Raw genomic sequence first — 23,263 nt, 5'->3', positions numbered from 1 at the left:
ACGCGTCCGCGGCGCCGATCGGCTCGGCTGGGACGAGAGCCCTGACGAGAGCCCGCAGGAGGGCGCCCGTCAGGGCGACGGCGACGGGCCGGGGGGCCGTGAGACGTCGGGGGGCGGTCGCCGGGCCGCCCCGGGCCGGCCCGCAAACGCCGGCGGCGCGCGGGCCCGCAGCAGCCGCCGTGCGCCCAAGAGCGCCAAGCGTCGGGTGGTGCGCTGGAGCGCCTGCGTGCTCGCCCTGCTGATACTCGGCACCGGCGGCGCCGGTTACCTCTACTACGAGCACCTCAACGGCAACATCAAGAAGGAGGATCTGACCCTCGGCGACAAGCAGATGGCCGATCACAAGGCCAACTCCGCCGGGCAGACCCCCCTCAACATCCTGCTCATCGGTTCCGACGCCCGGGACTCCAAGGCCAACCAGAAGCTGGGCGGGGCGAAGGAGACCTTCGGCGCACCGCCGCTGGCCGATGTGCAGATGCTGCTCCACATCTCCGCGGACCGCAGCAACCTCTCCGTGATCAGCATGCCGCGCGACACCATGCTGAAGATGCCCAAGTGCACGGCCCCGGACGGCGAGGTCTTCCCGGCCAGTACGGGGGACGTGCAGACCAACGAGAGCCTGGGCCGCGGTGGTCCGGGGTGCACGGTGGCGACCTGGTACGAGCTGACCGGCATCCGGATCGACCACTTCATGATGATCGACTTCGCCGGCGTGGTGTCGATGGCCGACGCGATCGGCGGCGTCCCGGTCTGTGTCGACGCCAACATCAACTCCCGCGGCCGGGACGGCAAGGGCTCCGGGCTGAAGCTGGAGAAGGGCACCACCTACGTCAAGGGCGAGCAGGCCCTCCAGTGGCTGCGCACCCGGTACGGCTTCGAGGACAACACCGACCTGGGGCGGGCGAAGGCCCAGCACCAGTACATGAACGCGATGGTGCGCGAGCTGCGCAAGGGCACCAAGCTCACCGACCCGGCGAAGCTGATGAACCTCGCCGAGGCGGCCACCGAGGCGCTGACGGTCGACAAGGGCCTCGACACGGTCAAGAAGCTCTACGACCTGGCCGAGGAGTTCAAGAAGGTCCCCACGAAGCGCATCACGATGTCGACCATGCCCAACGTGTACGGCACCGGCGCGAACAACGGCCGGGTCTACCCGAAGGCGGGCGACGCGGAGCAGTTGTTCCGGATGGTCCGCGACGACGTACCGCTGGACGGCAAGGCGTCGAAGCGGAAGAAGCCGGAGGCCACGAAGGACCCGTCGGCGCCGGTCGGCGAGATCTCGGTCGCCGTGCGGAACGGGACCGCCACGGACGCGCTGGGGCCGGCCGCGGGGCGCGCCGGCCACGTGGCGGACGCGTTGAAGGACGCGGGTTTCGCGAAGACCACCGTCGACCCGGGCAACGTGACCGGGGTGGCGCGGACGTCGATCCTGTATCCGAGCGCGGATCTGGAGGGCGACGCGCAGGCGGTGGCCAAGGCGCTCGGGGTTCCGCTGTCGCAGGTGAAGAAGTCCACGGAGGTCTCGGGGATCTCGCTCGCCGTGGGCGCGGACTGGCGCGACGAGGGCGCCTTCCCGGTGTCGAAGGGCAAGGAGAAGACCCCGGAGTCGGCGGGCGCCCTCAACGGCGACGACGACAAGGCCTGCATGAAGGTGAACCCGAACTACACCTGGTGACGCCGTAACGACACGTGTACGCGAAGGGCCCCACCGCCGGGCGGTGGGGCCCTTCGCACGCGTCGGGAGCCCGGGGTCAGACGGTCTCGCTGCTGCCGTTCAGCGCCGGGCGGCGGCTGGCGATGACCCGCTTGGCCAGGGACCGGGGGCTGGTGAGGAAGCCGAAGCCCCAGCACATGTGCATCGTCGCCAGCGCGACCGGGATCTGTGCGCGGGCCTTCAGCGAGAGGCCCCTGCCCGCGGGCAGCGATCCGGCGACGATCGCGGCGACGTAACCACCGGGGACGATCAGCGCCCACGGGGTGACCGCCGCGCCCACGACCAGGCCCGCCGCGATGGCGACGACGGCGGTCGGCGGGGCCAGGTAGCGCAGGTTGATCGAGCCGGAGTGGTAGCGGGCGACGACGTGGCGCCAGCGGCCGTAGTCCTTGTACTGCTTGGCGAGCGCCTTCACCGTGGGGCGCGGGCGGTACTGGACCTTCAGCTCGGGCGAGAACCAGATCAGTCCGCCGGCCTCGCGGATGCGGAAGTTCAGCTCCCAGTCCTGGGCGCGGATGAACTCGACGTTGTAGCCCTCCGCGCGCTCCAGGGCCTCGCGGCGGAAGACGCCCAGGTAGACGGTCTCGGCCGGGCCCGCCTGGCCGCCGGTGTGGAAGGCGGCGTTGCCGACGCCGATCTTCGAGGTCATCGCGGCGGCGACGGCGTCCTCCCAGGCGTTCTCGCCCTCGGCGTGCATGATGCCGCCGACGTTCTGCGCGCCGGTCTCCTCCAGGAGGCGGACGGCGGTCGCGATGTAGTTCGGCGAGAGCATGCCGTGGCCGTCGACCCGTACGACGACGGGGTGGCGGGAGGCCTTGATCGCCGCGTTGAGGGCGGCGGGGGTGCGGCCGGTGGGGTTGGGCACGGTGTGGACCCGGGGGTCCTCGGCGACCAGTTCGGCGGCGATCTCGTCCGTACGGTCGGCGGAGGGGCCGAGCGCGATCACGACCTCCATCTCACCGGGGTACTCCTGCTCCAGGATGTGCCGGACCGAGTTCCTGAGATGACGTTCCTCGTTGAGCACCGGCATGATCACGGAGACGGCGGGGTACTGCGCGGCAGACATGTGGTCCTCGGGTGGTCCTCGGGGGCGCCGGGGGCACCGCGCCGCGGGAGGCGGGCGCCCCGGGGAAGTGGCGTCATTCGGCCGCCACGTTACCGCGAATGGGGGATACCGGTGCGCGCGGCCGGGTCGTGGGCCGGGACGGAGATCGTATGGGCCTAACGTGCGATGGTCCCCTTGCACCGCAGAGGTGTCTCCCTTGCACCCCGGAGGTGTCTCCCCCGTGCCCGCACCGCAACGACCGCAGCGTCCGCCGCAGCCCCGCACCACTCCCCCGCGACGCCGTCCGCCCGAGGGCACCCGGCCGGTCCGCCGCCGCACGCAGGACGAGCGGCCCCGCTGGGGCATGCGGGTGGCCACGGGCCTGTCGGTGCTGGTGCTGGGGGCCGGCGGGATCGGGCACGCCGTGGTGACCAGCCTGGAGGGCGGGATCGGCCGGGTCGATCCGTTCAAGGACATGAAGAACCGCCCCCAGGGGGGCCACGGCACGAACCTGCTGCTCGTCGGCACCGACGGCCGGGACACGATCACCGAGGCCGAGAGGAAGAAGTACCGGCTGGGCGGCGCCCCCTGCCACTGCACCGACACGATCATGCTGGTCCATCTGTCGGCCGACCGGCAGCGGGCGAGCGTCGTGAGCCTCCCCCGGGACAGTTACGCGGAGATGCCCGCGCACACCGACCGCACCACGGGCAAGCACCACGAGAGCCACCCGGTGAAGCTGAACGCCGCGTACGCGGAGGGCGGGCCCACGCTGACCGTGCGGACCGTCGAGAACATGACCAAGGTCAAGATCGACCACTATCTGGAGGTCGACTTCACCAGCTTCATGAAGACGGTCGACGCGGTGGGCGGGGTGAAGATCTGCACGGCGCGGCCGATGAAGGACTCGTACACCGGTCTGAACCTCCCCGCGGGCTCGCACGAGCTGGACGGCGGCCGGGCGCTCCAGTACGTGCGCTCGCGCCATGTGGACGTCGGCTCCGACCTGGGAAGGATGCAGCGCCAGCAGAAGTTCCTGGCGGCGCTGATCAAGCAGGTGACGAGCAGCGGGGTGCTCCTGAACCCGGTGAAGTTCCAGCAGGTCTCGGCGTCGGCGCTCGGCTCGGTCCGGGCCGACGAGGGCTTCGGCACGGAGCAGATGCTGGCGCTCGGCAAGGCGATGAAGGGCTTCGGGCCGGCCTCGTCGGAGTTCGCCTCCGTACCGGTCGGCAACCCCAGCTTCCCGGTCAAGGGCATCGGCTCGACGGTGCGGTGGGATGCCGCGAAGGCGAAGAAGCTGTTCCAGGCCCTGCGCGAGGACAAGCCGCTGGCCCCGGCGGAGCCGAAGCCCGCGGCCGGCCCGAAGGAGCCGGCGGCCACGCTCGTGGACGTGGCGCCGGAGCAGGTCCGGGTGCAGGTCTACAACGGGACCCCGAAGGACGGCCTCGGCCGGACAGTGGACCAGGCACTGCGGGCGACCGGCTTCGCCACCACCGAGGCCCCGCTCAACGGGGAGGCGCGGGAGCTGAAGCGGACCCTCGTGGAGTACGACCCGCGCTGGGACCGGTCGGCCAAGTCCCTGGCCGCGGCGCTGCCCGGGAGCGAACTGAAGGCGGTGAAGGGCCAGGGACCGCAGTTGAAGGTGACGGTGGGCTCGGACTTCACGGAGGTGCGGCGGGTGCGGGCGGAGAGCCGGCAGGCGGGCGAGTTCTCCACGGTGCGGGGCGACGAGGTGGTCTGCCCCTAGGTCCTGCGCGCGAAGCCGCTCGTGGCGCCTGTGCAGCGGCGTACGCGGACGCGCGCGGTCCGGTGGGGCCGCGCGGGAGCCGCGCGTGGCCCCCGGAGCCGGGCGGTGCTCGTGGAACCCTTGACGCGTGCCGCTCGCGGCCTCAGTCGTCGATGCCGTCGGCGGCGCGCTTCTCGCGCAGCTCCTTGATCGCGCGGCGGCGGGCGAGCCGGTGGGTGCGCCGGATCTGCGCCTCCTGGTAGCGCCGCTTGTCGTGCTCGGTCTCGGGGATCACCTGCGGTACCGGACGCGGCTTGCCGTCCCCGTCCACGGCGGCGAAGACCAGATAGGCGCTGCCGACCTGCTGGGCGGGGGTCGACTCGTTCCAGCGCTCGGCCATCACCCGGACCCCGACCTCCATCGAGGAGCGGCCGGTCCAGTTGACCTGTGCGCGTACGTGGACGAGGTCACCGACCCTGACCGGCTCCAGGAAGACCATCTCGTCCATCGACGCGGTCACCGCGGGCCCGCCGGAGTGCCGGCCGGCCACCGCGCCGGCGGCGTCGTCCACCAGTTTCATGATCACGCCACCGTGCACCGTGCCGAGGAGGTTGGTGTCGCTGCCGGTCATGATGTGGCTGAGGGTGGTCCGGGACGCCGCGGTCGGCTTGCCCGGAATCTCGCCTTCCGAGCGGTTGGCCTGATCTGTTACGCCGGTGGCCTGATCTGTCATACAGTCCACCTTATGCGGGGACCCGGATCCCGCAGAATGCATCAGCTTGGCAACAGCCGCGGCCCAAATCCCCATACACCCTGTGAAGGCTGTAGGGCGGCGCGGCACACTGAGCGAATGAACGATTGGCCCGATCGACGGACCGGCGACCGCAACGAGCGCTACGGGCGGGGCAGCGACAGCGCCCGGCCGGAGAGCGCGCGGGCGATGCCCCACATCCAGCGCCGCCCGACCCCGCCGCAGAGGCCGCAGTCCCCTCCGCAGCGACCCCAGGTGCCGCCGCAGGGCCAGGGGTACGACGACCGCTACCAGGACGGCGGCTACGGCGACGGCCCCGGGTACGACAGCGGCTACAACACGGGCCAGGTCTACGGCTCGGGCGGCGCCGGATCGAACGGCCGGGGCGGCGGAGGCGGCCGTCGCGGCGGCGACGGGGGTTACGTCCAGGGCAGCCCGGCCCCGGACTGGCGCCGCCGGATCAAGCTCGGCGCGCTGACCCTGGTGGTCGTGGTGCTCGCGGTCTCGATCTCGACGTACTTCTGGGCCGACTCGAAGCTCAAGCGCGAGGTCGACCTCTCCAAGGTCATCGAACGCCCGGAGTCCGGCGACGGCACGAACTACCTGATCGTCGGGTCGGACAGCCGCGAGGGCATGTCGGCCGAGGAGAAGAAGCGGCTGCGCACCGGTTCCGCCGAGGGCAAGCGGACCGACTCGATGATGATCCTGCACGACGGCTCCAACGGCCCGACGCTGATCTCGCTGCCCCGCGACTCCAACGTCGAGATCCCGTCCTTCGTGGGGTCCGAGTCCGGGAAGAAGTTCGAGGGCACCGGCCGGCAGGTGAAGCTGAACGCCGCCTACGCCGAGGACGGACCCGAACTCCTCGTCCGTACGGTCGAGTTCAACACCGGCCTGCACATCGACCACTACGTCGAGATCGGCTTCGGCGGCTTCGCGAAGATCGTGGACGCGATCGGCGGGGTCGAGCTGGACATCCCGAAGGCCTTCAAGGACAAGAAGTCCGGCGCCGACTTCCAGGCCGGCAAGCAGACGTTGAACGGCGAGCAGTCCCTGGCCTTCGTCCGGACCCGCTACGCGTTCGCGGGCAGCGACCTGGACCGTACGAAGAACCAGCAGAAGTTCCTCGCGGCGCTGGCGAGCCAGACGGCGACCCCGTCCACGATCATCAACCCGTTCAAGCTGTACCCGACGATGGGCGCGGGCCTGGACACGCTGATCGTGGACAAGGACATGTCGCTCTGGGCGCTGGGCAACATGTTCTTCGCGATGAAGGGCGTCACGGGCGGCGAGGGCACCTCGATGAACATCCCGATCTCGGGCAGCATCGGCGGCAACCTGGTCTGGGACAAGGCCAAGGTGAAGCAGCTGGTGGAGCAGCTCAACAACGACGAGAAGGTCACGGTCAAGGGCGACTGAGGGCGCGCACGGGACCGTTGAAGGGCGCCGGGCCCGTCGCCCGGCGCCCTTCCGCGTGCCGGACCCTACGTGCCGTAGGCGATGTTCCCCTCCTCGTCCATGAGGGGGTGGATCCGGGAGGGGCCGTAGTCGTCCACGTCGGACGGGCGCGACCCCTCCGGCCCGTCGGGCCCGATCCGCATCACCCGCTCGACCCGGATCACCTCGAACCGGCGCCCCCGCACCACGAGTTCGTCGGGCCTCCGGCGCGAGGCGAACTCCTTCGCCGCCCGCGCGTCGAGGGCCGCCTCCTTCTCGTCCACCTTCATCCAGGCCGGCAGCTCCGGCATGTCCGGCAGATCCGGCAGCCGGGGAACGGGCCGGGTGAGGTGGTGGACGAGGGCGCGGCGGGCGCCCTGCGGGGTCGAGTACTGCCCCGTCACCATCGACCAGGTCGCCTCCTTCCGCTCGACCACCCGGAACGTCGTCGGGAGCAGCACGACCCCGGGATGGGTGGTCAACGCCCGTCGGGAGTCGGCCCGTACGTCCTCGGGGAAGCGGGCGGCGGTGTAGGAGAGCCCCAGCAGCCCGGCCCGGTCGATCCCCTCGGTCAGCCCGACGGCCGCCGCGTGGTCGACGACGAAGCCCTCGGTCCGGCAGGGGTCGGGCGCGTCGGGATCCCAGCTGTCCTCGTCCGGGTCGGTCGCCCGGGGCGGCTCCAGACGGCCGTCGCCGATCCGGGCGAACTCGTCGGCCCGCACGACCCGGTAGCGGACGCCGTCCGCCGACACCTCGTCGGTCGCCTCGACCTCCAGCCGCGCCACGGCGTCCAGCAGGGACCTCCGCACCACCGGGTCCCCGGTGTCGTCCCGCGCCCTGAACCAGAGGAGCGAGTTGAGCTCGTCCCGGGCCATCTGCGGGAATCCGCAGTCCAGTTCGCCCAGGAGCCGCCAGCGCGGCCGATCGCCGCGCCGCTGCTCGGCGAGCCCGAACAGGGGCCCCCGGACGACGATGTTCGGATATCTGCGGACCGAGGCGGACGCGTCCGCCTCGGTAACCTCGGATACCGGGTCCTCGCGACGGGTGATGTTGATCGTGAGGTGATCCGGCGATCCCTCCCGGTGAGCATCCATGCACTCAGTGTGCCGAAGGGGGGTGCCGATGTCAGGGCTTTCCGTCGCGAAGGGCTCCCGCCGACCGGAGCCGGTGTCAGGCGAACGCGCAGGCCCCGGCCTCCGCGCGTCGGACCGGTCTTCCCGTCACGCTCTCCCGCGCGCCGGCAGCGCCAACAGCCCGTCCTCCGAGCGGAATTCGCCGCACAGCTCGTCGTACGCCCGCCGGGTGGGCACGGAGCCGGGCGCAGGTGCGGGCGTACGCCTCGGCCTGGCCGGACCAGATGCGCCGTTCGGCGCGGTCGAAGGGGGTGGCCCGCTCGGTCACCCCGGTCCTGACACGATCCCCTTCGGTTCGAGCTCGGCGAAGTCCTCGTGGAGGGCGTCGAGATGGCGGCCGGTCGGTGCGCCGGCCGGGGTCAGCTCCGCCAGCCGCCAGCCGGGCAGCTGCGCCTCGACGTCCGCGGAGAGCGACCCGTCCGCCGGGTCCGCGAGGGCGCACAGCACCCCGTACGCGGTCTCCCTGGCGATCTCGCGGGCCAGCGCGCCGAGGTCCTCGGGGGTGAGCCCGGCCGCGAGGGCCCGGTCGACGGCGTCGGCGGCCGCCCCGTCGGTGCGATAGGCGTCGATCCACCGCGGGGCGGCCGTGCTCCAGGCGTCGACGTCCTGCCACACCGTCCGCAGGAGGCGGTAGCGGGCGAGCTGCGGCAGCCCCTCCTCGGCCTCGGACTCGGCCCAGTCACGGGCGTCGTCGTCCGCGCCCAGGGCGTCGAAGAGGGCGGTCAGCCTGTCGAGTTCGGTCATGGGGACGGAGGCTACCGGCCGGGTCCGGGATGAGGTCGGGGGCGGTGGGCGACGCGGGACCGATGAGTTTTCGCGAGGTGCGCGGTCTGAACCTCCGTAAGACTGGGAGGCGACGCCGGGCACACCGGCCGGGGCCCGCCACGACACAGCCAGGAGACCTGATGCGCACCCTGATCAGCACCGCCTTCGTTTCGCTCGACGGCGTCATGGAGGCCCCGGGCGGCGAGCCCGGCTACCGGAACTCGGGGTGGACGTTCAAGGACGTGGAGTTCCTTCCGGAGGCGTACGAGCTCAAGGGCCGGGAGCAGGAGGAGGCCGCCGCCCTGATGATGGGCCGTAACAGCTACGAGGCGTTCAGCCCGGTCTGGCCGGGCATGGAGGAGTTCGCCCGGTACAAGTCCATGCCGAAGTACGTCGTCTCCACCCGGCTGACCGACGGCGACCTGGTGTCCGACTGGGGCGCGACCACGATCCTGCGCTCGCTCGACGAGGTCGCCGCCCTGAAGGAGACCGAGGGCGGCCCGATCATCGTCCACGGCAGCACCGAGCTGAACCGGAGCCTCGCGGACGCCGACCTGATCGACCGGTACCACCTGCTCGTCTTCCCGCTCCTGCTCGGCGCGGGCAAGCGGCTGTTCAGCGACACGGACAAGGACGCCCAGAAGCTGAGGCTGGTCGAGCACGAGGCGTACGCCAACGGCATCCAGAAGAACGTCTTCGACGTCGTCCGCTGACGCCCGGGACCGGGCGGCCGGCGCCGTGGCTCCTACGAGCCGGGGCGTGCCTCTCGCAGGACGGTCTCCGCCACCTCGGCGGGCGCGACGTCCGTCGTGTCGACCATCCGGGCCTTGCGGAGGAGCCACGGCAGGGCCCGCTCGTAGTCGTCCAGGTGGTCCAGCCGCCACTGCCGGGCGGCCACGTTCCAGGGTTCCTCGTCGGTCTCGATGCGTTCGACGAGCGTGTCCCGGTCCGTGTGGAGCAGGACATGGTGCACGGGGATGCCGGCCCGGGTCAGACCGTCGTGGATCTCCCGCCAGTACGACTCCACGAGTACGGTCTGCGTGACCACCAGCGTTCCGCCCACGTGGTCGAGCACCTGGCGCGCGGTCTCCACCACCAGGCCCCGCCAGGGCGGGAAGTCCTGGAAGTCCCTCTCCGGCACTCCGAGCACATGCCAGAGCATCTCGCCGACCTTCTCGGTGTCGAACAGCCGGGAGTCCGGGAGGAGCGCGATCACCTCCTTCGCGGTGGTGGTCTTGCCCGCGCCGAAGGTTCCGTTCAGCCAGATGATCATCTCTCCACCCTAGGAGCGGAACTCCTGGCCTGTGCAGGATTGTTCTCTATAGGTTCGGAGTCGCCCGTCGTGAGGACGGGGCCGGATCCACCTCAGCAGGGAGCCCGCATGGCATCCATCCACCGCACCACCATGACGCCCACCAAGCTGGAACTGCTCTCCGGCTGGCTGCCCGAGCAGAGCTGGTACGCGGGCTCCGGGGAGACGCCCGACCTGGTCAAGGCCGGCGGGTTCCGGCTGGACGACCCGGAAGGGGAGGTCGGGATCGAGTTCATGGTCGTGGCCGACGCGTCCGGGCGGGAGCCGGTGGCGTATCTGGTGCCGCTGGGCTACCGCGGCGCGGCGCTGGAGGGCGCTCCCGACGAGGCGCTGATCGGCACCTCCGAGCACGGGGTGCTCGGCACCCGGTGGATCTACGACGGCGCCCACGACCCGGTGGTCCTGGCGCAGTTGCGGGCCCTGCTGCGCGGCGAGGCGAAGCCGCAGCAGCAGAGCGTGAGCGACACCCCCGACCCGACCGTCATCGTGCACGGGCCCGGCGTCGCCGAGGGGTCCGACGTCCGGCTCAACCGCGTCCTGCGGGCCTCGGAGGCCGAGGCGGGGGCGCCGGGCCGTCTCGTCGCCGGGTGGACCTGGCCGGACGGAACGGCCGTGCGGGGGGAGATGGCGGTCGTCGCGCCGCGGTAGGACCGTCTCCGCCGGCCGTGACACGGGGCGGCGGGAAGCGGGCGACCGCCCTCCCGGCCCGGGTCGGCTGCCGGCCGCGCGGCCGGGCACGACTGCCCTCGGCGGGGCCGCCGGGGGCAGTCGTGTCACGTGCGGTTCAGCTGTCTCCCGGGCGGCCGGCGCCCTGAGGCGGCTCCCGGCCCGGGGGCCTATTGCGGCACTCCGCTACGGCAGGTTCCTGGCCATGACGATGCGCTGGACCTGGTTGGTGCCCTCGTAGATCTGGGTGATCTTGGCGTCGCGCATCATGCGCTCGACCGGGTAGTCCCGCGTGTAGCCGTAGCCGCCGAGCAGCTGGACGGCGTCCGTGGTGACCTCCATGGCGACGTCGGAGGCGAAGCACTTGGCCGCGGCGCCGAAGAAGGTGAGGTCGCCGTCGACCCGCTCGGACTTGGCGGCGGCGGAGTAGGTGAGCTGGCGGGCCGCCTCCAGCTTCATCGCCATGTCGGCGAGCATGAACTGGATGCCCTGGAAGTCCGCGATCGGCTTGCCGAACTGCTTGCGCTCCTGGACGTACCCCTTGGCGTAGTCCAGCGCGCCCTGGGCGATGCCGAGGGCCTGGGCCGCGATGGTGATGCGGGTGTGGTCCAGGGTCTTCATCGCGGTGGCGAAGCCGGTGCCCTCCTCGCCGATCATCCGGTCGGCGGGGATGCGCACGTTGTCGAAGTAGACCTCGCGGGTCGGAGAGCCCTTGATGCCGAGCTTCTTCTCCGGGGCGCCGAAGGAGACGCCCTCGTCGGACTTCTCGACGACGAAGGCGGAGATGCCCTTGGAGCGCTTGGCCGGGTCGGTGACGGCCATGACCGTGTAGAACTCGGAGACGCCCGCGTTGGTGATCCAGCGCTTCACGCCGTTGAGGACCCAGAAGTCGCCGTCGCGCACGGCCTTCGTCTTCATGCCGGCCGCGTCCGAACCGGCGTCCGGCTCGGAGAGGGCGTAGGAGAACATCGCGTCGCCCTTGGCGAGCGGGCCCAGGTACTTGGCCTTCAGCTCCTCGGAGCCGGAGAGGATCACCGGGAGCGAGCCGAGCTTGTTGACGGCCGGGATCAGGGAGGAGGAGGCGCAGGCGCGGGCCACCTCCTCGATCACGATGACCGTGGCGAGCGCGTCGGCGCCGGCGCCGCCGTACTCCTCCGGGACGTGGACGGCGTGCAGGTCCGAGGCGACCAAGGCGTCCAGCGCCTCCTGCGGGAAGCGGCCCTCCTCGTCGACCTCGGCGGCGAAGGGGGCGATCTTCGTCTCGGCGAGGGCGCGGATGGTCTCGCGGAGCATGTCGTGCTCCTCGGCCGGACGGTACAGGTCGAAATCGGTCGAACCCGCCAAGACGCTCACTCCCCAGATGCTAACTACCGTTAAGTAACTCAATTTTAGTCCGCCGACCGCCCGGCGGCATACGTGCCGTGTACGTGAGCTTCCCGACAGGGGTGGGACATATGCGGTGGAGCGGACGGAAGGAGCGGTGAATTCCGGCCTTCCGGTCCCCGACTATGCTCGGTCCGCACCTCCGTCCGTATCTTCCAGGAGCACCCCATGGCCCTCAGGATCACTGTGATCGGCACCGGCTATCTCGGCGCCACCCATGCCGCGGCCATGGCCGAGCTGGGCTTCGAGGTCCTGGGGCTCGATGTCGTGCCGGAGAAGATCGAGCTGCTCTCCACCGGCCGCGTGCCGATGTACGAGCCGGGTCTGGAGGAGATGCTCCAGCGGCACGTCGCCGGGATCGAGGGCTCCACCGGGCGGCTGCGCTTCACCACCTCCTGGGAGGAGGTGGGGGAGTTCGGCGACGTCCACTTCGTCTGCGTGAACACCCCGCAGAAGCACGGCGAGTACGCGTGCGACATGAGTTACGTCGACAGCGCCTTCGACTCGCTGGCCCCGCACCTGACCCGGCCCGCCCTGGTCGTCGGCAAGTCGACCGTCCCGGTGGGCTCCGCCGCCCGCCTCGCGGCCCGGCTCGCCGAGCTGGCTCCGGCGGGGGCCGGTGCCGAGCTGGCCTGGAACCCGGAGTTCCTCCGCGAGGGCTTCGCCGTGAACGACACCCTGCACCCCGACCGGATCGTCGTCGGCGTCGCGAGCGAGGGGGCCGAGAAGCTGCTGCGCGAGGTGTACGCCGTGCCGGTCGCCGAGGGCTCCCCGTTCGTGGTGACCGACTTCCCGACCGCCGAGCTGGTGAAGACCTCCGCCAACTCCTTCCTGGCCACCAAGATCTCCTTCATCAACGCGATGGCCGAGGTGTGCGAGGCGGCCGACGGGGACGTCGTGAAGCTCGCGGAGGCCATCGGGCACGACGACCGCATCGGGAAGAAGTTCCTGCGGGCCGGGATCGGCTTCGGCGGCGGCTGCCTGCCCAAGGACATCCGCGCCTTCATGGCGCGCGCCGGGGAGCTGGGCGCGGACCAGGCGCTCACCTTCCTCCGCGAGGTCGACTCGATCAACATGCGCCGCCGCGGCCACATGGTGGAGCTCGCCCGGGAGGCGGTGGGCGGCGGCTCGTTCCTCGGCAGGCGGGTGGCGGTGCTGGGCGCCGCGTTCAAGCCCGACTCCGACGACGTACGCGACTCCCCCGCGCTCAACGTCGCCGGGCAGATCCACCTCCAGGGCGGCCAGGTGACCGTGTTCGACCCGAAGGGGATGGACAACGCCCGGCGGCTGTTCCCGACGCTCGGCTACGCGGACTCCGCGCTGGAGGCCGTGCGCGGGGCGGACGTGGTGCTGCACCTGACGGAGTGGCGCGAGTTCCGTGAGCTGGACCCGGCGGAGCTGGGCGAGGTGGCGGCCCGCCGGATCATCCTGGACGGCCGCAACGCCCTGGACAGCGCGGTGTGGCGCGAGGCCGGGTGGACGTACCGGGCGATGGGCCGCCCGAAGGCCTGATCCACACGTCCGGGGGCCGGCTTCGGGGAACCGGCCGACCGGCTCCCCCGGACGCCGCCGCCCACCGCCGCACGGGCGAACGCCCGGCCCGCACGCACGCGGGCCGGCCGCCGGTGGAGCGTGCGGCCGGCCCGGGGGCGCCTGCCCGGTGCGGACCGGGCGCGCGAGGCGGTTCAGTTGCCGATGCCGGAGCTGCCCACGCCGGTGTTGCCGATGCCGGAGCTGCCGAGGCCCGAGTTGCCGAAGCCGTGGCTGCCGACGCCCGTGTTGCCGATGCCGGCGTTGCCCCAGCCCCAGTTGCCGAGGCCGGCGTTGCCGACGCCACCGTTGAAGCCGCCCGCGTTGCCCAGGCCCGTGTTCGCGATGCCCGCGTTGCCGACGCCCTTGTTCCCGATGCCCGCGTTGCCCAGACCGTCGGCGGCGGCCACGCCCGCGCCGCCGACGGCCAGGACGACCGCGGTACCGAGCGCGGCCGTGACGCGGAGAAGATTCGTGCGCATCGTTGCGTACCTCCTGTTGAGGGAAATCCTGCCCGCTATCCCTAACACGAGGTTGCGTAGGAACTGTGGATGATTGCCCGAATCTTCCGTGTCGTCACGAGGCACGCTCGGGTCAGCGCGGCCGCTGCCCGTCCAGCTCCGTGATCGTCGCGTGGGACGGGCCGCGCCCGCTCTGCTCGTCGCGGGCCACGGCTTCCGTGTCGCGCAGCACCCGTAGGGAGTTCTGCCAGGTCAGCTTGGCGAGATCGCCCTCGGACCAGCCGCGCCGCAGCAGCTCGGCGATGAGGTTCGGGTAGCCGGAGACGTCGTCCAGGCCGCGCGGGGTGAACGCCGTGCCGTCGTAGTCGCCGCCGATGCCGATGTGGTCGACGCCCGCGACCGCGCGCATGTGGTCGAGGTGGTCCGCGATGGTCGAGACGGTGGCCTCGGGGCGCGGGTGGGCCGCCTCGAAGTCCTCGTGGATGCGCATCGCGGTCGGGGTGGTGTCGAGGTGGTGCAGGCCGTGCTCGCGCATGTTCCGGTCGGCGGCCAGGGTCCAGGCGACGGCCTCGGGCAGCACGAACTTCGGGACGAAGGTCACCATCGCGACGCCGCCGTTGGCCGGGAGGGCCGCGAGCACGTCGTCGGGGATGTTGCGCGGGTGGTCGCAGACGGCGCGGGCCGAGGAGTGCGAGAAGATCACCGGCGCGGTGCTGGTGGCGAGCGCGTCGCGCATGACGCCGTCCGCGACGTGGCTGAGGTCGACCAGCATGCCGACGCGGTTCATCTCGCGGACGACCTCGTGGCCGAAGGCGGAGAGGCCGCCGAGGCGCGGCAGGTCCGTCGCGCTGTCGGCCCAGTCGATGTTGTCGTTGTGGGTGAGCGTCATGTAGCGGACGCCGAGGTCGTACAGGGCGCGCAGGGTGCCCAGGGAGTTGTTGATGGAGTGGCCGCCCTCGGCGCCCATCAGGGAGGCGATCCGGCCCTCCGCGCGGGCCTTCTCCAGGTCGTCGGCGGTGAGCGCCCGGCGCAGGTGCGTCGGGTAGCGGGCGATCAGCTCGCCGACGATGTCGATCTGCTCCAGGGTGGCGCTGACGGCCGCGTCGCCGGTCAGGTCGGTGCGGACGTACACCGACCAGAACTGGCCGCCGACCCCGCCGGCCCGCAGCCGGTTCAGATCGGTGTGGAGCAGGCCGCGCTGGTCGGCGGCGATGTCCCGGGCGTCGAGGTCGTAGCCGACCTGTTCGCGCAGGGCCCAGGGGAGGTCGTTGTGGCCGTCGACGACGGGGTGGACGGCGAGGAGCTCGTGCGCGCGGGCGAGGTGGTCCACGGGTCCGGTCCCTACTTTCCGAAGCCGAAGGAGTCCGCGCCCTGGACCTTGGAGCGCAGGCGCTTGCCCTTCTCCGTGGCCTGGTCGTTCAGCTCCTGCAGGAACTCCTGCATCCGCTCCTGGAGCACGGGGTCGGCCGCGGCGAGGATCCGGGCGGCCAGCAGCCCCGCGTTGCGCGCGCCGCCGACGGAGACGGTGGCGACGGGGACCCCGGCCGGCATCTGGACGATGGAGAGCAGGCTGTCCATGCCGTCCAGGTACTTCAGCGGCACCGGAACGCCGATGACCGGCAGCGGGGTGACCGAGGCCAGCATCCCGGGCAGGTGGGCGGCCCCACCCGCGCCCGCGATGACCGCCTTCAGGCCGCGGCCCGCGGCCTCCTCGCCGTACGCGATCATCTCGCGCGGCATCCGGTGGGCGGAGACGACGTCGACCTCGTAGGGGATCTCGAACTCGTCGAGCGCCTTGGCGGCGGCCTCCATGACGGGCCAGTCGGAGTCCGAGCCCATGACGATGCCGACGAGGGGGGCGACGGGGGATCCGGTGCCGGGGGAAGTCATTCGGTGATCGTTCCTCGCAGGTAGTCGGCCGCGTGCCGGGCGCGCTCCCGCACGTCCGCCAGGTCATCGCCGTAGGTGTTGACGTGTCCGACCTTGCGGCCGGGCTTCACGTCCTTGCCGTACATGTGGATCTTGAGCTGCGGGTCGCGGGCCATGCAGTGCAGGTACGCCTGGTACATGTCCGGGTAGTCGCCGCCCAGGACGTTGCACATGACCGTCCAGGGGGCGCGCGGGCGCGGGTCGCCGAGGGGGAGGTCGAGGACCGCCCGCACGTGGTTGGCGAACTGGGAGGTGATCGCGCCGTCCATGGTCCAGTGGCCCGAGTTGTGCGGGCGCATGGCCAGCTCGTTGACGAGGATGCCGGGCTTCCCGTCGGGGCCGCGCGTCTCGAACAGCTCGACCGCGAGGTGTCCGACGACGCCCAGCTCGGCGGCGATGCGCAGCGCGAGCTGCTGGGCCTCGCCGGCCAGTTCCTCGTCCAGCTCCGGGGCCGGGGCGATCACGGTGTCGCAGACGCCGTCCACCTGGATCGACTCGACGACCGGGTAGGCGACGGCCTGGCCGTGCGGCGAGCGGACGATGTTCGCCGCCAGCTCCCGTACGAAGTCGACCTTCTCCTCCGCGAGGACCGGCACCCCGGCGCGGAACGGATCGGCCGCGTCCGCCTCGGAGCGGACCACCCACACGCCCTTGCCGTCGTAGCCGCCGCGCACGGTCTTGAGGATGACGGGGAAGCCCCCGACCTCCTCGGCGAACGCGGCGGCGTCGGCCGGATCGCTCACGATGCGGTGGCGGGGGCAGGGTGCGCCGATCTCCAGGAGCCTGGCGCGCATCACCCCCTTGTCCTGGGCGTGCACCAGGGCATCGGGGCCGGGGCGCACGGGGATGCCGTCCGCCTCCAGGGCCCGCAGATGCTCGGTCGGGACGTGCTCGTGATCGAAGGTGATCACGTCACAGCCCTGCGCGAAGGCGCGCAGCGTGTCCAGGTCGCGATAGTCGCCGATGACGACCTCGCTCACCACCTGGGCCGCCGAATCCTGGGGGGTGTCACTGAGCAGCTTGAATTTCAGGCCGAGGGGGATGCCCGCCTCGTGGGTCATGCGGGCGAGCTGACCGCCGCCGACCATGCCGACTACCGGGAACGTCACGCCTCCAGGGTATCCGCCACGCCGGGGCTCCCCGGACGGCCGTACGGATGCCGTACGGTCACGACCCCTGCGGACTCACGGGCGTCACACGGGTGGGCTGGTTAGCATGGCGGAGTTGACGTGGTTGCGTCGACACGTCTTCCAGACGCCTTCCGACGGACGGGGCCAGCGATCACCATGAGCGAACGGGGCGCACTGCGGACCCGGCTTGAGCTGCTGGCCCGGGAGGTCGCCAAGTTCGGCGCGGTCGGCGCTTTCGGCCTGCTGGTCAACATCGCGGTCTTCAACCTGCTGCGGCACACCACGGACCTCCAGGTGGTCCGGGCAAGCGTGATCGCGACGTTCGTGGCGATCCTCTTCAACTACGTGGGGTTCCGCTACTGGACCTACCGGGACCGCGACAAGACCGGCCGGACCCGTGAGCTGGCCCTCTTCCTGCTGTTCAGCGCGGCGGGCGCGGTGATCGAGACCGGTGTGCTGTACCTGGCGACGTACGGCTTCGGCTGGAACACCCCGGTGCAGAGCAACGTCTTCAAGATCGTCGGCATCGGGGTCGCCACTCTGTTCCGCTTCTGGTCCTACCGGACCTGGGTCTTCAAGACCCTGCCCGCCAAGGAGGCCGTGCTGAACGCGGAACGGTTTCTGGAACAGCGCAGGCCGGCGGAGGAACGGGTGACGCCCGACCCCGTACGGAACTGACCGCGGCCCGGCCGTACGGGAACCGCTCCGGCGCCCGAACCGACCGCGGCCCGGACGGAACCGGCCGGTCGTGCCCGTACGGGAGCGCGTCCGGCGCGGGCCCGTCGTCGTTCAGCGCACCGGGCGCTCGGGGGTCTTCCGGTCGACCGGAACCCGGCTGAGGAAGAGCGCGAAGACCGCCGGGTGCTGCTGGAGCAGTTCCAGCCGGCCGCCGTCCGCCTCCGCGAGGTCGCGGGCGACGGCCAGGCCGATGCCGGTGGAGTTGCGCCCGCTGATGGTCCGCTCGAAGATCCGCGCCCCCAGTTCGGCGGGGACGCCCGGGCCCTCGTCGGTGACCTCGATGACCGCCTGGTTGCCGGTGACCCGGGTGCGCAGGGCGACGGTGCCGCCGCCGTGCATGAGGGAGTTCTCGATCAGGGCCGCCAGGACCTGGGCCACCGCGCCCGGGGTGCCGACGGCCTTCAGCCCGTGCTTGCCGGAGCAGACCAGCGCCCGGCCGGCGCTGCGGTAGGCGGGCCGCCACTCCTCGATCTGCTGCTTGACGATCTCGTCGAGGTCGAAGACGACGGCGGAGCCGGTGCGCGGGTCGCGGGAGTTCGTCAGGAGCCGCTCCACGACGTCGGTGAGGCGCTCGACCTGGGTGAGGGCGATGTTCGCCTCCTCCTTCACCGTGTCGGGGTCGTCGGTGACGGAGATCTCCTCGATCCGCATGGAGAGGGCGGTCAGCGGCGTCCGCAGCTGGTGCGAGGCGTCCGCGGCGAGCCGGCGTTCGGCGGTCAGCATCCGGGCGATCCGCTCGGCCGAGGAGTCCAGGACATCGGCGACCCGGTCCAGCTCGGGCACCCCGTACCGCTTGTGGCGCGGGCGGGGGTCCCCGGAGCCGAGGCGCTCCGCCGTCTCGGCGAGGTCGGTGAGCGGGGAGGCCAGCCGGTTCGCCTGGCGCACGGCGAGCAGCACGGCCGAGACGATCGCCAGCAGCGCCACCGCACCGATGATCAGGAGCGTGCGCCCGACCTCGCGGGTGACGGCCGAACGGGACTCCTCGACGGTGACGGTCTCGCCCTGCTCGCCGGTCTCGATGGCGCGCAGGACGCTGCCGACGGGGCGTTCGCCGACGGCGATGGGCTCGCGGCCGGGGATCTCGACCAGGGCGTACCGCTTGGGGTCGATCTGCTCGGCCAGCACCCCGGGGTTGATCCGCTCCGCGCCCAGCAGCCGGCTGTCGACCACGCTGATCAGCCGGAGCGCCTCGGACTCGACGCTCTCCTGGGCGCTGGCGCTGATGGTGCGCGTCTCGACGATCACCAGGGAGACGCCGAAGACGGCGATGACGACGAGCACCACGGCGAGCGTGGAGCTGATCAGCCGGCGGCGCATACCGGCCTCAGGGGGCCGCGGGGGCCGTTCTCAGGGTGCATGGGTGCTTCGTACGTCAGCTCTTCTCGAACCGGAAGCCGACGCCCCGGACGGTGGCGATGTAGCGCGGATTGGCGGCGTCGTCGCCGAGCTTCTTGCGGAGCCAGGAGATGTGCATGTCGAGGGTCTTGGTGGACGACCACCAGGTGGTGTCCCAGACCTCACGCATCAGCTGGTCGCGGGTGACGACCCGGCCGGCGTCCCGGACCAGGACCCGCAGGAGGTCGAACTCCTTCGCGGTGAGCTGGAGTTCCTCCTCGCCCATCCAGGCGCGGTGCGACTCGACGTCGATCCTGACCCCGTGGGTGGCGGGCTGCGCGACGGGCTCGGAGGCCCCGCGGCGCAGCAGGGCGCGGACCCGGGCGAGGAGCTCGGCGAGCCGGAACGGCTTGGTGACGTAGTCGTCGGCGCCCGCGTCCAGGCCGACGACCGTGTCGACCTCGTCGGCGCGGGCCGTCAGCACCAGGATCGGGATGGTGTGGCCGCCGGCCCGGAGCCTGCGGGCGACTTCGAGACCGTCCATCCCGGGCAGCCCCAGGTCGAGGACGACCAGGTCGATGCCGCCCTGGAGTCCGGCGTCGAGCGCGGTCGGACCGTCCTGGCGGACCTCGACCTCGTAACCCTCCCGACGCAGTGCGCGGGCCAGTGGCTCCGAGATGGATGCGTCGTCCTCGGCGAGCAGTACACGGGTCATGGACTGATGGTAGTCCGGACGGAGGGTCCGAGGTGAGGCCCACGACGCCACCTGCGGGTCAGCGCCATAAAGCGGACGGGGGCCTTTGAATAGGGGAGTGTGGTTCCACCGGGACCTGTGATCCATGTCTCAAGTCCTTTCATATCCCGCCGTGTCGTGTCGTATGGTGTCCCAACGCCTGTTGCACTACTCAAGGACCTTTGGGCAGCCATGAGCGCCAAGGGTCTCTTTTGTGTGCGGGGCCGGTTCCCGCCGGCTCCTGAGTGAACGACCTGTGAGCCGGGCCCGGAGTGCGAGGACGCGCGACGGGCGTGGATCCCGACGCGGTTTCTCCCCGCTCCGCCGCCGCACCTCCGTCAGGAGTCCGGCCGCACGGAGCACGTCCCCCCTCAGGCGTGGGGGCGGGGTACGCCGCGCCGGTGCCGGCTGCCCCCCACCGGGCGCGTACAGCTCACGAGGCGTCGCGTCCCGACCAGCAAGGATCGACCATGGCGTCCAGCCTGACGAAGGACTCGCCGAATTCCGGCGAGAAGACCTTCTTCGGCCACCCCCGCGGTATGGCCACCCTGTTCATGACGGAGATGTGGGAACGCTTCTCCTGGTACGGGATGCGCGCCATCCTCACCCTGTACTTGGTGGCCGCTGTGCTCGACGGCCCCCTCGAGGGCCGGGAGGCGCTCGCCGCCTCCATCTACGGTGTCTACAACGCCGTCGTCTACATGGCCGCGATGCCCGGCGGCTGGGTCGCCGACCGCCTCTGGGGCGCCCGCAAGGCCGTTCTGGTCGGCGGCATCGTCATCGCGCTGGGCCACTTCACCCTGGCCCTTCCGAGTGACATCGCGTTCTTCATCGGTCTGGCGCTGATCGCGGCCGGTACGGGTCTGCTGAAGCCGAACATCTCGGCGATGGTGGGCGCTCTCTACGAGGGCCAGCCCAGCTCCCGCCGTGACGCCGGGTTCACCCTCTTCTACATGGCGATCAACATCGGTGGGCTCGCCGCCCCGCTGCTGGTCGGCTACCTCGGCGAGAACGTCAACTGGCACCTCGGCTTCGGTGTCGCCGGTGTCGGTATGACCTTCGCGGTCATCCAGTACGCGCTGGGCTCCAAGCACCTCGGCGACGTCGGCAAGCTGCCCGCGAAGCCCGCCTCGCCCGAGGAGCGGCGGCAGATGCTGCGCAAGGTCGGCCTGTGGTCCGGCGTCGCGGTCGCCGCACTGCTGATCGACCTGGCGCTCGGCACGTACGACATCGAGCACATCGTCAACGTCCTGGCCGTCCTCGGCGTCGTCGTGCCGATCGTGTACTTCGTCTCGATCTTCCGGAACCCGGCGCTGACCCAGGAGGACCGGCCGAAGATCAAGGCGTACGTGTGGTTCTTCATCACGGCCGTGCTCTTCTGGATGATCTACGACCAGTCCGGTTCGCTGCTGACGATCTTCGCGGACAACAAGACGGACCGCTTCATCGGCGGCTGGGAGTTCCCGGCCTCCTGGCTCCAGTCGGTCAACCCCGCCATGGTCATCATCCTGGCCCCGATCTTCGCCGGGCTCTGGGTCAAGCTGGCCACGCGCAACCGGGAGCCCAGCACCCCGATGAAGTTCGCGCTGGCGATGCTCCTCATCGGCGGTTCCTTCGGCATCATGGGCCTGGCGGGCGCGGCCGCCGCGAACAGCGAGACCGGCAAGGTCACCGTCTTCTGGCTGCTCGCCGTCTACCTGGCGCAGACCATGGGTGAGATGTGCCTCTCCCCGGTCGGCCTGTCGCTGTCCACGAAGCTGGCGCCCAAGATGTTCATCGGCCAGATCATGGGCCTGTGGTTCCTGGCCACGTCGACGGGCAACGCCCTGAACGGCTGGACCACGAAGCTCAACGCCCCGCTCGGCGACGCCGCGTACTACACGTTGCAGGCGGTCGTGGCCGTCGCGGCGGGCATCGCCTTCATAGTGGCCGGACGCAAGATCCGCGCGCTCATGGGCGACGTCAAGTAGCAGTTCCGGTCCCTTCCGGGGTCCGACAGCGGGTCCGCACGATCACTTCGTGCGGACCCGCTGTCGTTCGGTCCGAGCGGTACCGGCTCAGCGGTGCGCTCCGAGCGGTACCGGCTCAGCGGGTGCCGCGCAGCCTCCGCCACGGGGTGAACGTGAACACCGCGCCGCCCAGCAGGATCGCCGTGCCGGCGACCAGGCCGAGCGCCCTGAGCGCACCGTCGTCCTCGGCCCCGGTGGCGGCCAGGCCGCCGCCGGAGTCCGTGCCGCCGCCGGACGCCGCGGCTCCGCCGGAGCCCGCCGCGCCGCCGCTCCCGCTGCCGCCGCCGGACGCGCCGCCCGGCTGGGCGGAGGTGTCCAGCTCCAGGGAGACCGCCACGCCCGCGGGCGGGGTGCAGGTCGTCGTCGTACCGGCGGCCATCACGGTGAGGACGCCGGGGCTGAGCGTGGACTTGCCGCTCGCGCCGGGCTTGTACGTGCCGGTGAGGTCGGGGATCTCGATCGGGGCGCCGGTCTTGATGACCTCCTTGTTCACCGGCCCCTCGACCTTGACCGTGCCCTTGTCCGCCCCGCCGAGCCTGACGTCCATGGACGGCTTCACCTGGCCCGCCGGAATGTCGATCGGGCTGTCCATCACGGACGTGCTGAACTCCACCGTGAGGCCGTAGTCGCCGCCGCTCTTCTTGGCGCTGATCCGGACCGGCGACGTGGCGTTCTTGTCCCCGATCGGGGTCTTGCACGCGTAGGCGACGGAGACCTCCTTGCCGGGGAAGTCGGTCTCCCCGCCCCCGCCGCCGGTGCCGCCGCCGGACGAGGCGCCTCCGGCGTCCGCACCGCCGTCCGAGCCGCCCGACGTCGTACCGCCGGAGTCCGTGCCGCCGGACGTGGTGCCTCCGGTGTCACCGCCGCCCGACGTGGCGCCTCCGGCGTCCGTGCCGCCGGACGTCGTGCCGCCCGTGGTGGAGCCGCCGCCCTCGGTGACCTTGATCGTGGCGCCCGCCTTCACCTCCTCCTTCGGCGCGCACTTGGTGTCCGTGGAGATCGGCTTGGACACGTTGATGTTGTACGCGCCCGGCGTCAGGGTGATCTCCCCGGCCTTCTCCAGCTTCAGCGTGCCCTTCATGTCGGGCAGCACCATCGGGCTGTTCTTGGGAATCGGCGGGTTCTGCCGGGGGCCCTCCAGCTTCAGTTCGCCGCTCGCCGAACCGCCCAGGGTGATCGTCCCGGTCGGCTTGACCGTGTCCGCGCCCAGGTCCAGCACGTCCGGGTTCTTGGACGCGGCCGCCACCGTCTTCCAGACGACCTCGATCTCGTCGCCCACCTTCGCCTCGGCCGGAGCGGTCAGCTCCACCTTCGTGGTGCCCTGCACCGCGGGCAGTCCCGAGATCGGCGGCGGAACGCACTCCGTCGCGTAACTGACCTCGGCGGCCTGGGCCGGACTCGCGGCCATCAGGATGCCCGCGCCGCCGAGCATCAGCGCGACTCCGGCCGCGCTCATCCTCCGTTGC

General features: G+C 71.4%; 21 protein-coding genes. 8 read left to right on the top strand and 13 right to left on the bottom strand.

Translation table 11 applies throughout. The annotated features are described in order from the left end of the window. The first annotated feature begins 205 nt into the window (after window positions 1-205). A complete protein-coding gene (locus DTB53_RS02990) occupies window positions 206-1,675 on the top strand; it encodes an LCP family protein (RefSeq protein WP_012380645.1) in 1,470 nt (489 codons plus the stop codon). 76 nt (window positions 1,676-1,751) lie between these two features. Here the strand turns inward: DTB53_RS02990 and DTB53_RS02985 are convergent, their stop codons facing one another. Further along, the gene (locus DTB53_RS02985) at window positions 1,752-2,780 is read right to left on the bottom strand and encodes a glycosyltransferase family 2 protein (protein ID WP_012380644.1); all 1,029 of its coding nucleotides are present in this window, start codon (window positions 2,778-2,780) and stop codon (window positions 1,752-1,754) included. A gap of 220 nt (window positions 2,781-3,000) precedes the next feature. Here DTB53_RS02985 and DTB53_RS02980 point away from each other — a divergent pair, with 220 nt between their 5' ends. Continuing rightward, entirely contained in the window at window positions 3,001-4,506 is a 1,506-nt protein-coding gene (locus DTB53_RS02980) for an LCP family protein (RefSeq protein WP_435809098.1), read from the top strand. A gap of 142 nt (window positions 4,507-4,648) precedes the next feature. Here the strand turns inward: DTB53_RS02980 and DTB53_RS02975 are convergent, their stop codons facing one another. Further along, window positions 4,649-5,218 carry an acyl-CoA thioesterase gene (locus DTB53_RS02975; RefSeq protein WP_012380642.1) on the bottom strand — a complete coding sequence of 190 codons (570 nt, stop codon included), beginning with the start codon at window positions 5,216-5,218 and terminating at the stop codon, window positions 4,649-4,651. 117 nt (window positions 5,219-5,335) lie between these two features. Here DTB53_RS02975 and DTB53_RS02970 point away from each other — a divergent pair, with 117 nt between their 5' ends. Then, window positions 5,336-6,655, top strand: coding sequence for an LCP family protein (locus tag DTB53_RS02970; RefSeq protein WP_078562766.1), 1,320 nt, complete (start codon window positions 5,336-5,338; stop codon window positions 6,653-6,655). A 65-nt stretch (window positions 6,656-6,720) separates the two neighbouring features. Here the strand turns inward: DTB53_RS02970 and DTB53_RS02965 are convergent, their stop codons facing one another. Together DTB53_RS02965 and DTB53_RS02955 are read right to left on the bottom strand one after the other, a co-directional pair. After that, a complete protein-coding gene (locus DTB53_RS02965; RefSeq protein ID WP_012380640.1) occupies window positions 6,721-7,767 on the bottom strand; it encodes a DUF5954 family protein in 1,047 nt (348 codons plus the stop codon). Between the two features lie 303 nt (window positions 7,768-8,070). Beyond that, complete coding sequence (locus DTB53_RS02955) at window positions 8,071-8,550, bottom strand: hypothetical protein (RefSeq protein ID WP_012380639.1); 480 nt, start codon at window positions 8,548-8,550, stop codon at window positions 8,071-8,073. 161 nt (window positions 8,551-8,711) lie between these two features. On the opposite strand from DTB53_RS02955, the gene DTB53_RS02950 reads away from it, so the two are divergent. Continuing rightward, a complete protein-coding gene (locus DTB53_RS02950) occupies window positions 8,712-9,284 on the top strand; it encodes a dihydrofolate reductase family protein (protein ID WP_003968710.1) in 573 nt (190 codons plus the stop codon). 32 nt (window positions 9,285-9,316) lie between these two features. Here DTB53_RS02950 and DTB53_RS02945 read toward each other — a convergent pair whose 3' ends face one another. Continuing rightward, window positions 9,317-9,844 (bottom strand): AAA family ATPase, encoded by a 528-nt coding sequence (locus DTB53_RS02945; RefSeq protein WP_012380638.1) that lies wholly within the window; start codon window positions 9,842-9,844, stop codon window positions 9,317-9,319. Between the two features lie 108 nt (window positions 9,845-9,952). On the opposite strand from DTB53_RS02945, the gene DTB53_RS02940 reads away from it, so the two are divergent. Continuing rightward, on the top strand, window positions 9,953-10,531 hold the full coding sequence (locus DTB53_RS02940) for a maltokinase N-terminal cap-like domain-containing protein (protein WP_012380637.1): 579 nt from the start codon (window positions 9,953-9,955) through the stop codon (window positions 10,529-10,531). Window positions 10,532-10,735: 204 nt separating this feature from the next. Here DTB53_RS02940 and DTB53_RS02935 read toward each other — a convergent pair whose 3' ends face one another. Beyond that, complete coding sequence (locus tag DTB53_RS02935; protein ID WP_030705411.1) at window positions 10,736-11,893, bottom strand: acyl-CoA dehydrogenase; 1,158 nt, start codon at window positions 11,891-11,893, stop codon at window positions 10,736-10,738. Between the two features lie 207 nt (window positions 11,894-12,100). On the opposite strand from DTB53_RS02935, the gene DTB53_RS02930 reads away from it, so the two are divergent. Further along, window positions 12,101-13,444: a UDP-glucose dehydrogenase family protein gene (locus DTB53_RS02930; RefSeq protein WP_012380635.1), complete on the top strand. Its 1,344-nt coding sequence runs from the start codon at window positions 12,101-12,103 to the stop codon at window positions 13,442-13,444. Between the two features lie 173 nt (window positions 13,445-13,617). Here DTB53_RS02930 and DTB53_RS02925 read toward each other — a convergent pair whose 3' ends face one another. The 4 genes from DTB53_RS02925 to DTB53_RS02910 form a co-directional block, all read right to left on the bottom strand. Continuing rightward, window positions 13,618-13,944 carry a pentapeptide repeat-containing protein gene (locus DTB53_RS02925; protein ID WP_003968705.1) on the bottom strand — a complete coding sequence of 109 codons (327 nt, stop codon included), beginning with the start codon at window positions 13,942-13,944 and terminating at the stop codon, window positions 13,618-13,620. A 112-nt stretch (window positions 13,945-14,056) separates the two neighbouring features. Beyond that, window positions 14,057-15,253 carry a dipeptidase gene (locus DTB53_RS02920; protein WP_012380634.1) on the bottom strand — a complete coding sequence of 399 codons (1,197 nt, stop codon included), beginning with the start codon at window positions 15,251-15,253 and terminating at the stop codon, window positions 14,057-14,059. 11 nt (window positions 15,254-15,264) lie between these two features. Continuing rightward, window positions 15,265-15,813, bottom strand: a complete 549-nt coding sequence (purE, locus tag DTB53_RS02915; protein WP_012380633.1) for a 5-(carboxyamino)imidazole ribonucleotide mutase — start codon at window positions 15,811-15,813, stop codon at window positions 15,265-15,267. Continuing rightward, a complete protein-coding gene (locus DTB53_RS02910) occupies window positions 15,810-16,961 on the bottom strand; it encodes a 5-(carboxyamino)imidazole ribonucleotide synthase (RefSeq protein ID WP_012380632.1) in 1,152 nt (383 codons plus the stop codon). The genes purE and DTB53_RS02910 overlap by 4 nt, the downstream gene beginning before the upstream one ends. Before the next feature lie 177 nt (window positions 16,962-17,138). On the opposite strand from DTB53_RS02910, the gene DTB53_RS02905 reads away from it, so the two are divergent. Further along, window positions 17,139-17,660, top strand: coding sequence for a GtrA family protein (locus DTB53_RS02905; protein WP_003968701.1), 522 nt, complete (start codon window positions 17,139-17,141; stop codon window positions 17,658-17,660). 111 nt (window positions 17,661-17,771) lie between these two features. Here the strand turns inward: DTB53_RS02905 and DTB53_RS02900 are convergent, their stop codons facing one another. Both DTB53_RS02900 and DTB53_RS02895 read right to left on the bottom strand, forming a co-directional pair. Further along, window positions 17,772-19,037 carry a sensor histidine kinase gene (locus DTB53_RS02900; protein ID WP_003968700.1) on the bottom strand — a complete coding sequence of 422 codons (1,266 nt, stop codon included), beginning with the start codon at window positions 19,035-19,037 and terminating at the stop codon, window positions 17,772-17,774. Window positions 19,038-19,092: 55 nt separating this feature from the next. Next, window positions 19,093-19,770 carry a response regulator transcription factor gene (locus tag DTB53_RS02895; RefSeq protein ID WP_012380631.1) on the bottom strand — a complete coding sequence of 226 codons (678 nt, stop codon included), beginning with the start codon at window positions 19,768-19,770 and terminating at the stop codon, window positions 19,093-19,095. Window positions 19,771-20,258: 488 nt separating this feature from the next. Between DTB53_RS02895 and DTB53_RS02890 the strand changes: the two genes are divergently transcribed. After that, complete coding sequence (locus DTB53_RS02890; protein ID WP_003968698.1) at window positions 20,259-21,758, top strand: peptide MFS transporter; 1,500 nt, start codon at window positions 20,259-20,261, stop codon at window positions 21,756-21,758. 115 nt (window positions 21,759-21,873) lie between these two features. Here DTB53_RS02890 and DTB53_RS02885 read toward each other — a convergent pair whose 3' ends face one another. Next, window positions 21,874-23,253, bottom strand: coding sequence for a hypothetical protein (locus tag DTB53_RS02885; RefSeq protein ID WP_012380630.1), 1,380 nt, complete (start codon window positions 23,251-23,253; stop codon window positions 21,874-21,876). Window positions 23,254-23,263: the final 10 nt, after the last annotated feature.

Source organism: Streptomyces griseus (assembly GCF_900460065.1).
GTDB classification, from domain to species: Bacteria; Actinomycetota; Actinomycetes; order Streptomycetales; family Streptomycetaceae; genus Streptomyces; species Streptomyces griseus.
This window is presented reverse-complemented; position numbering and strand designations above follow the sequence as displayed.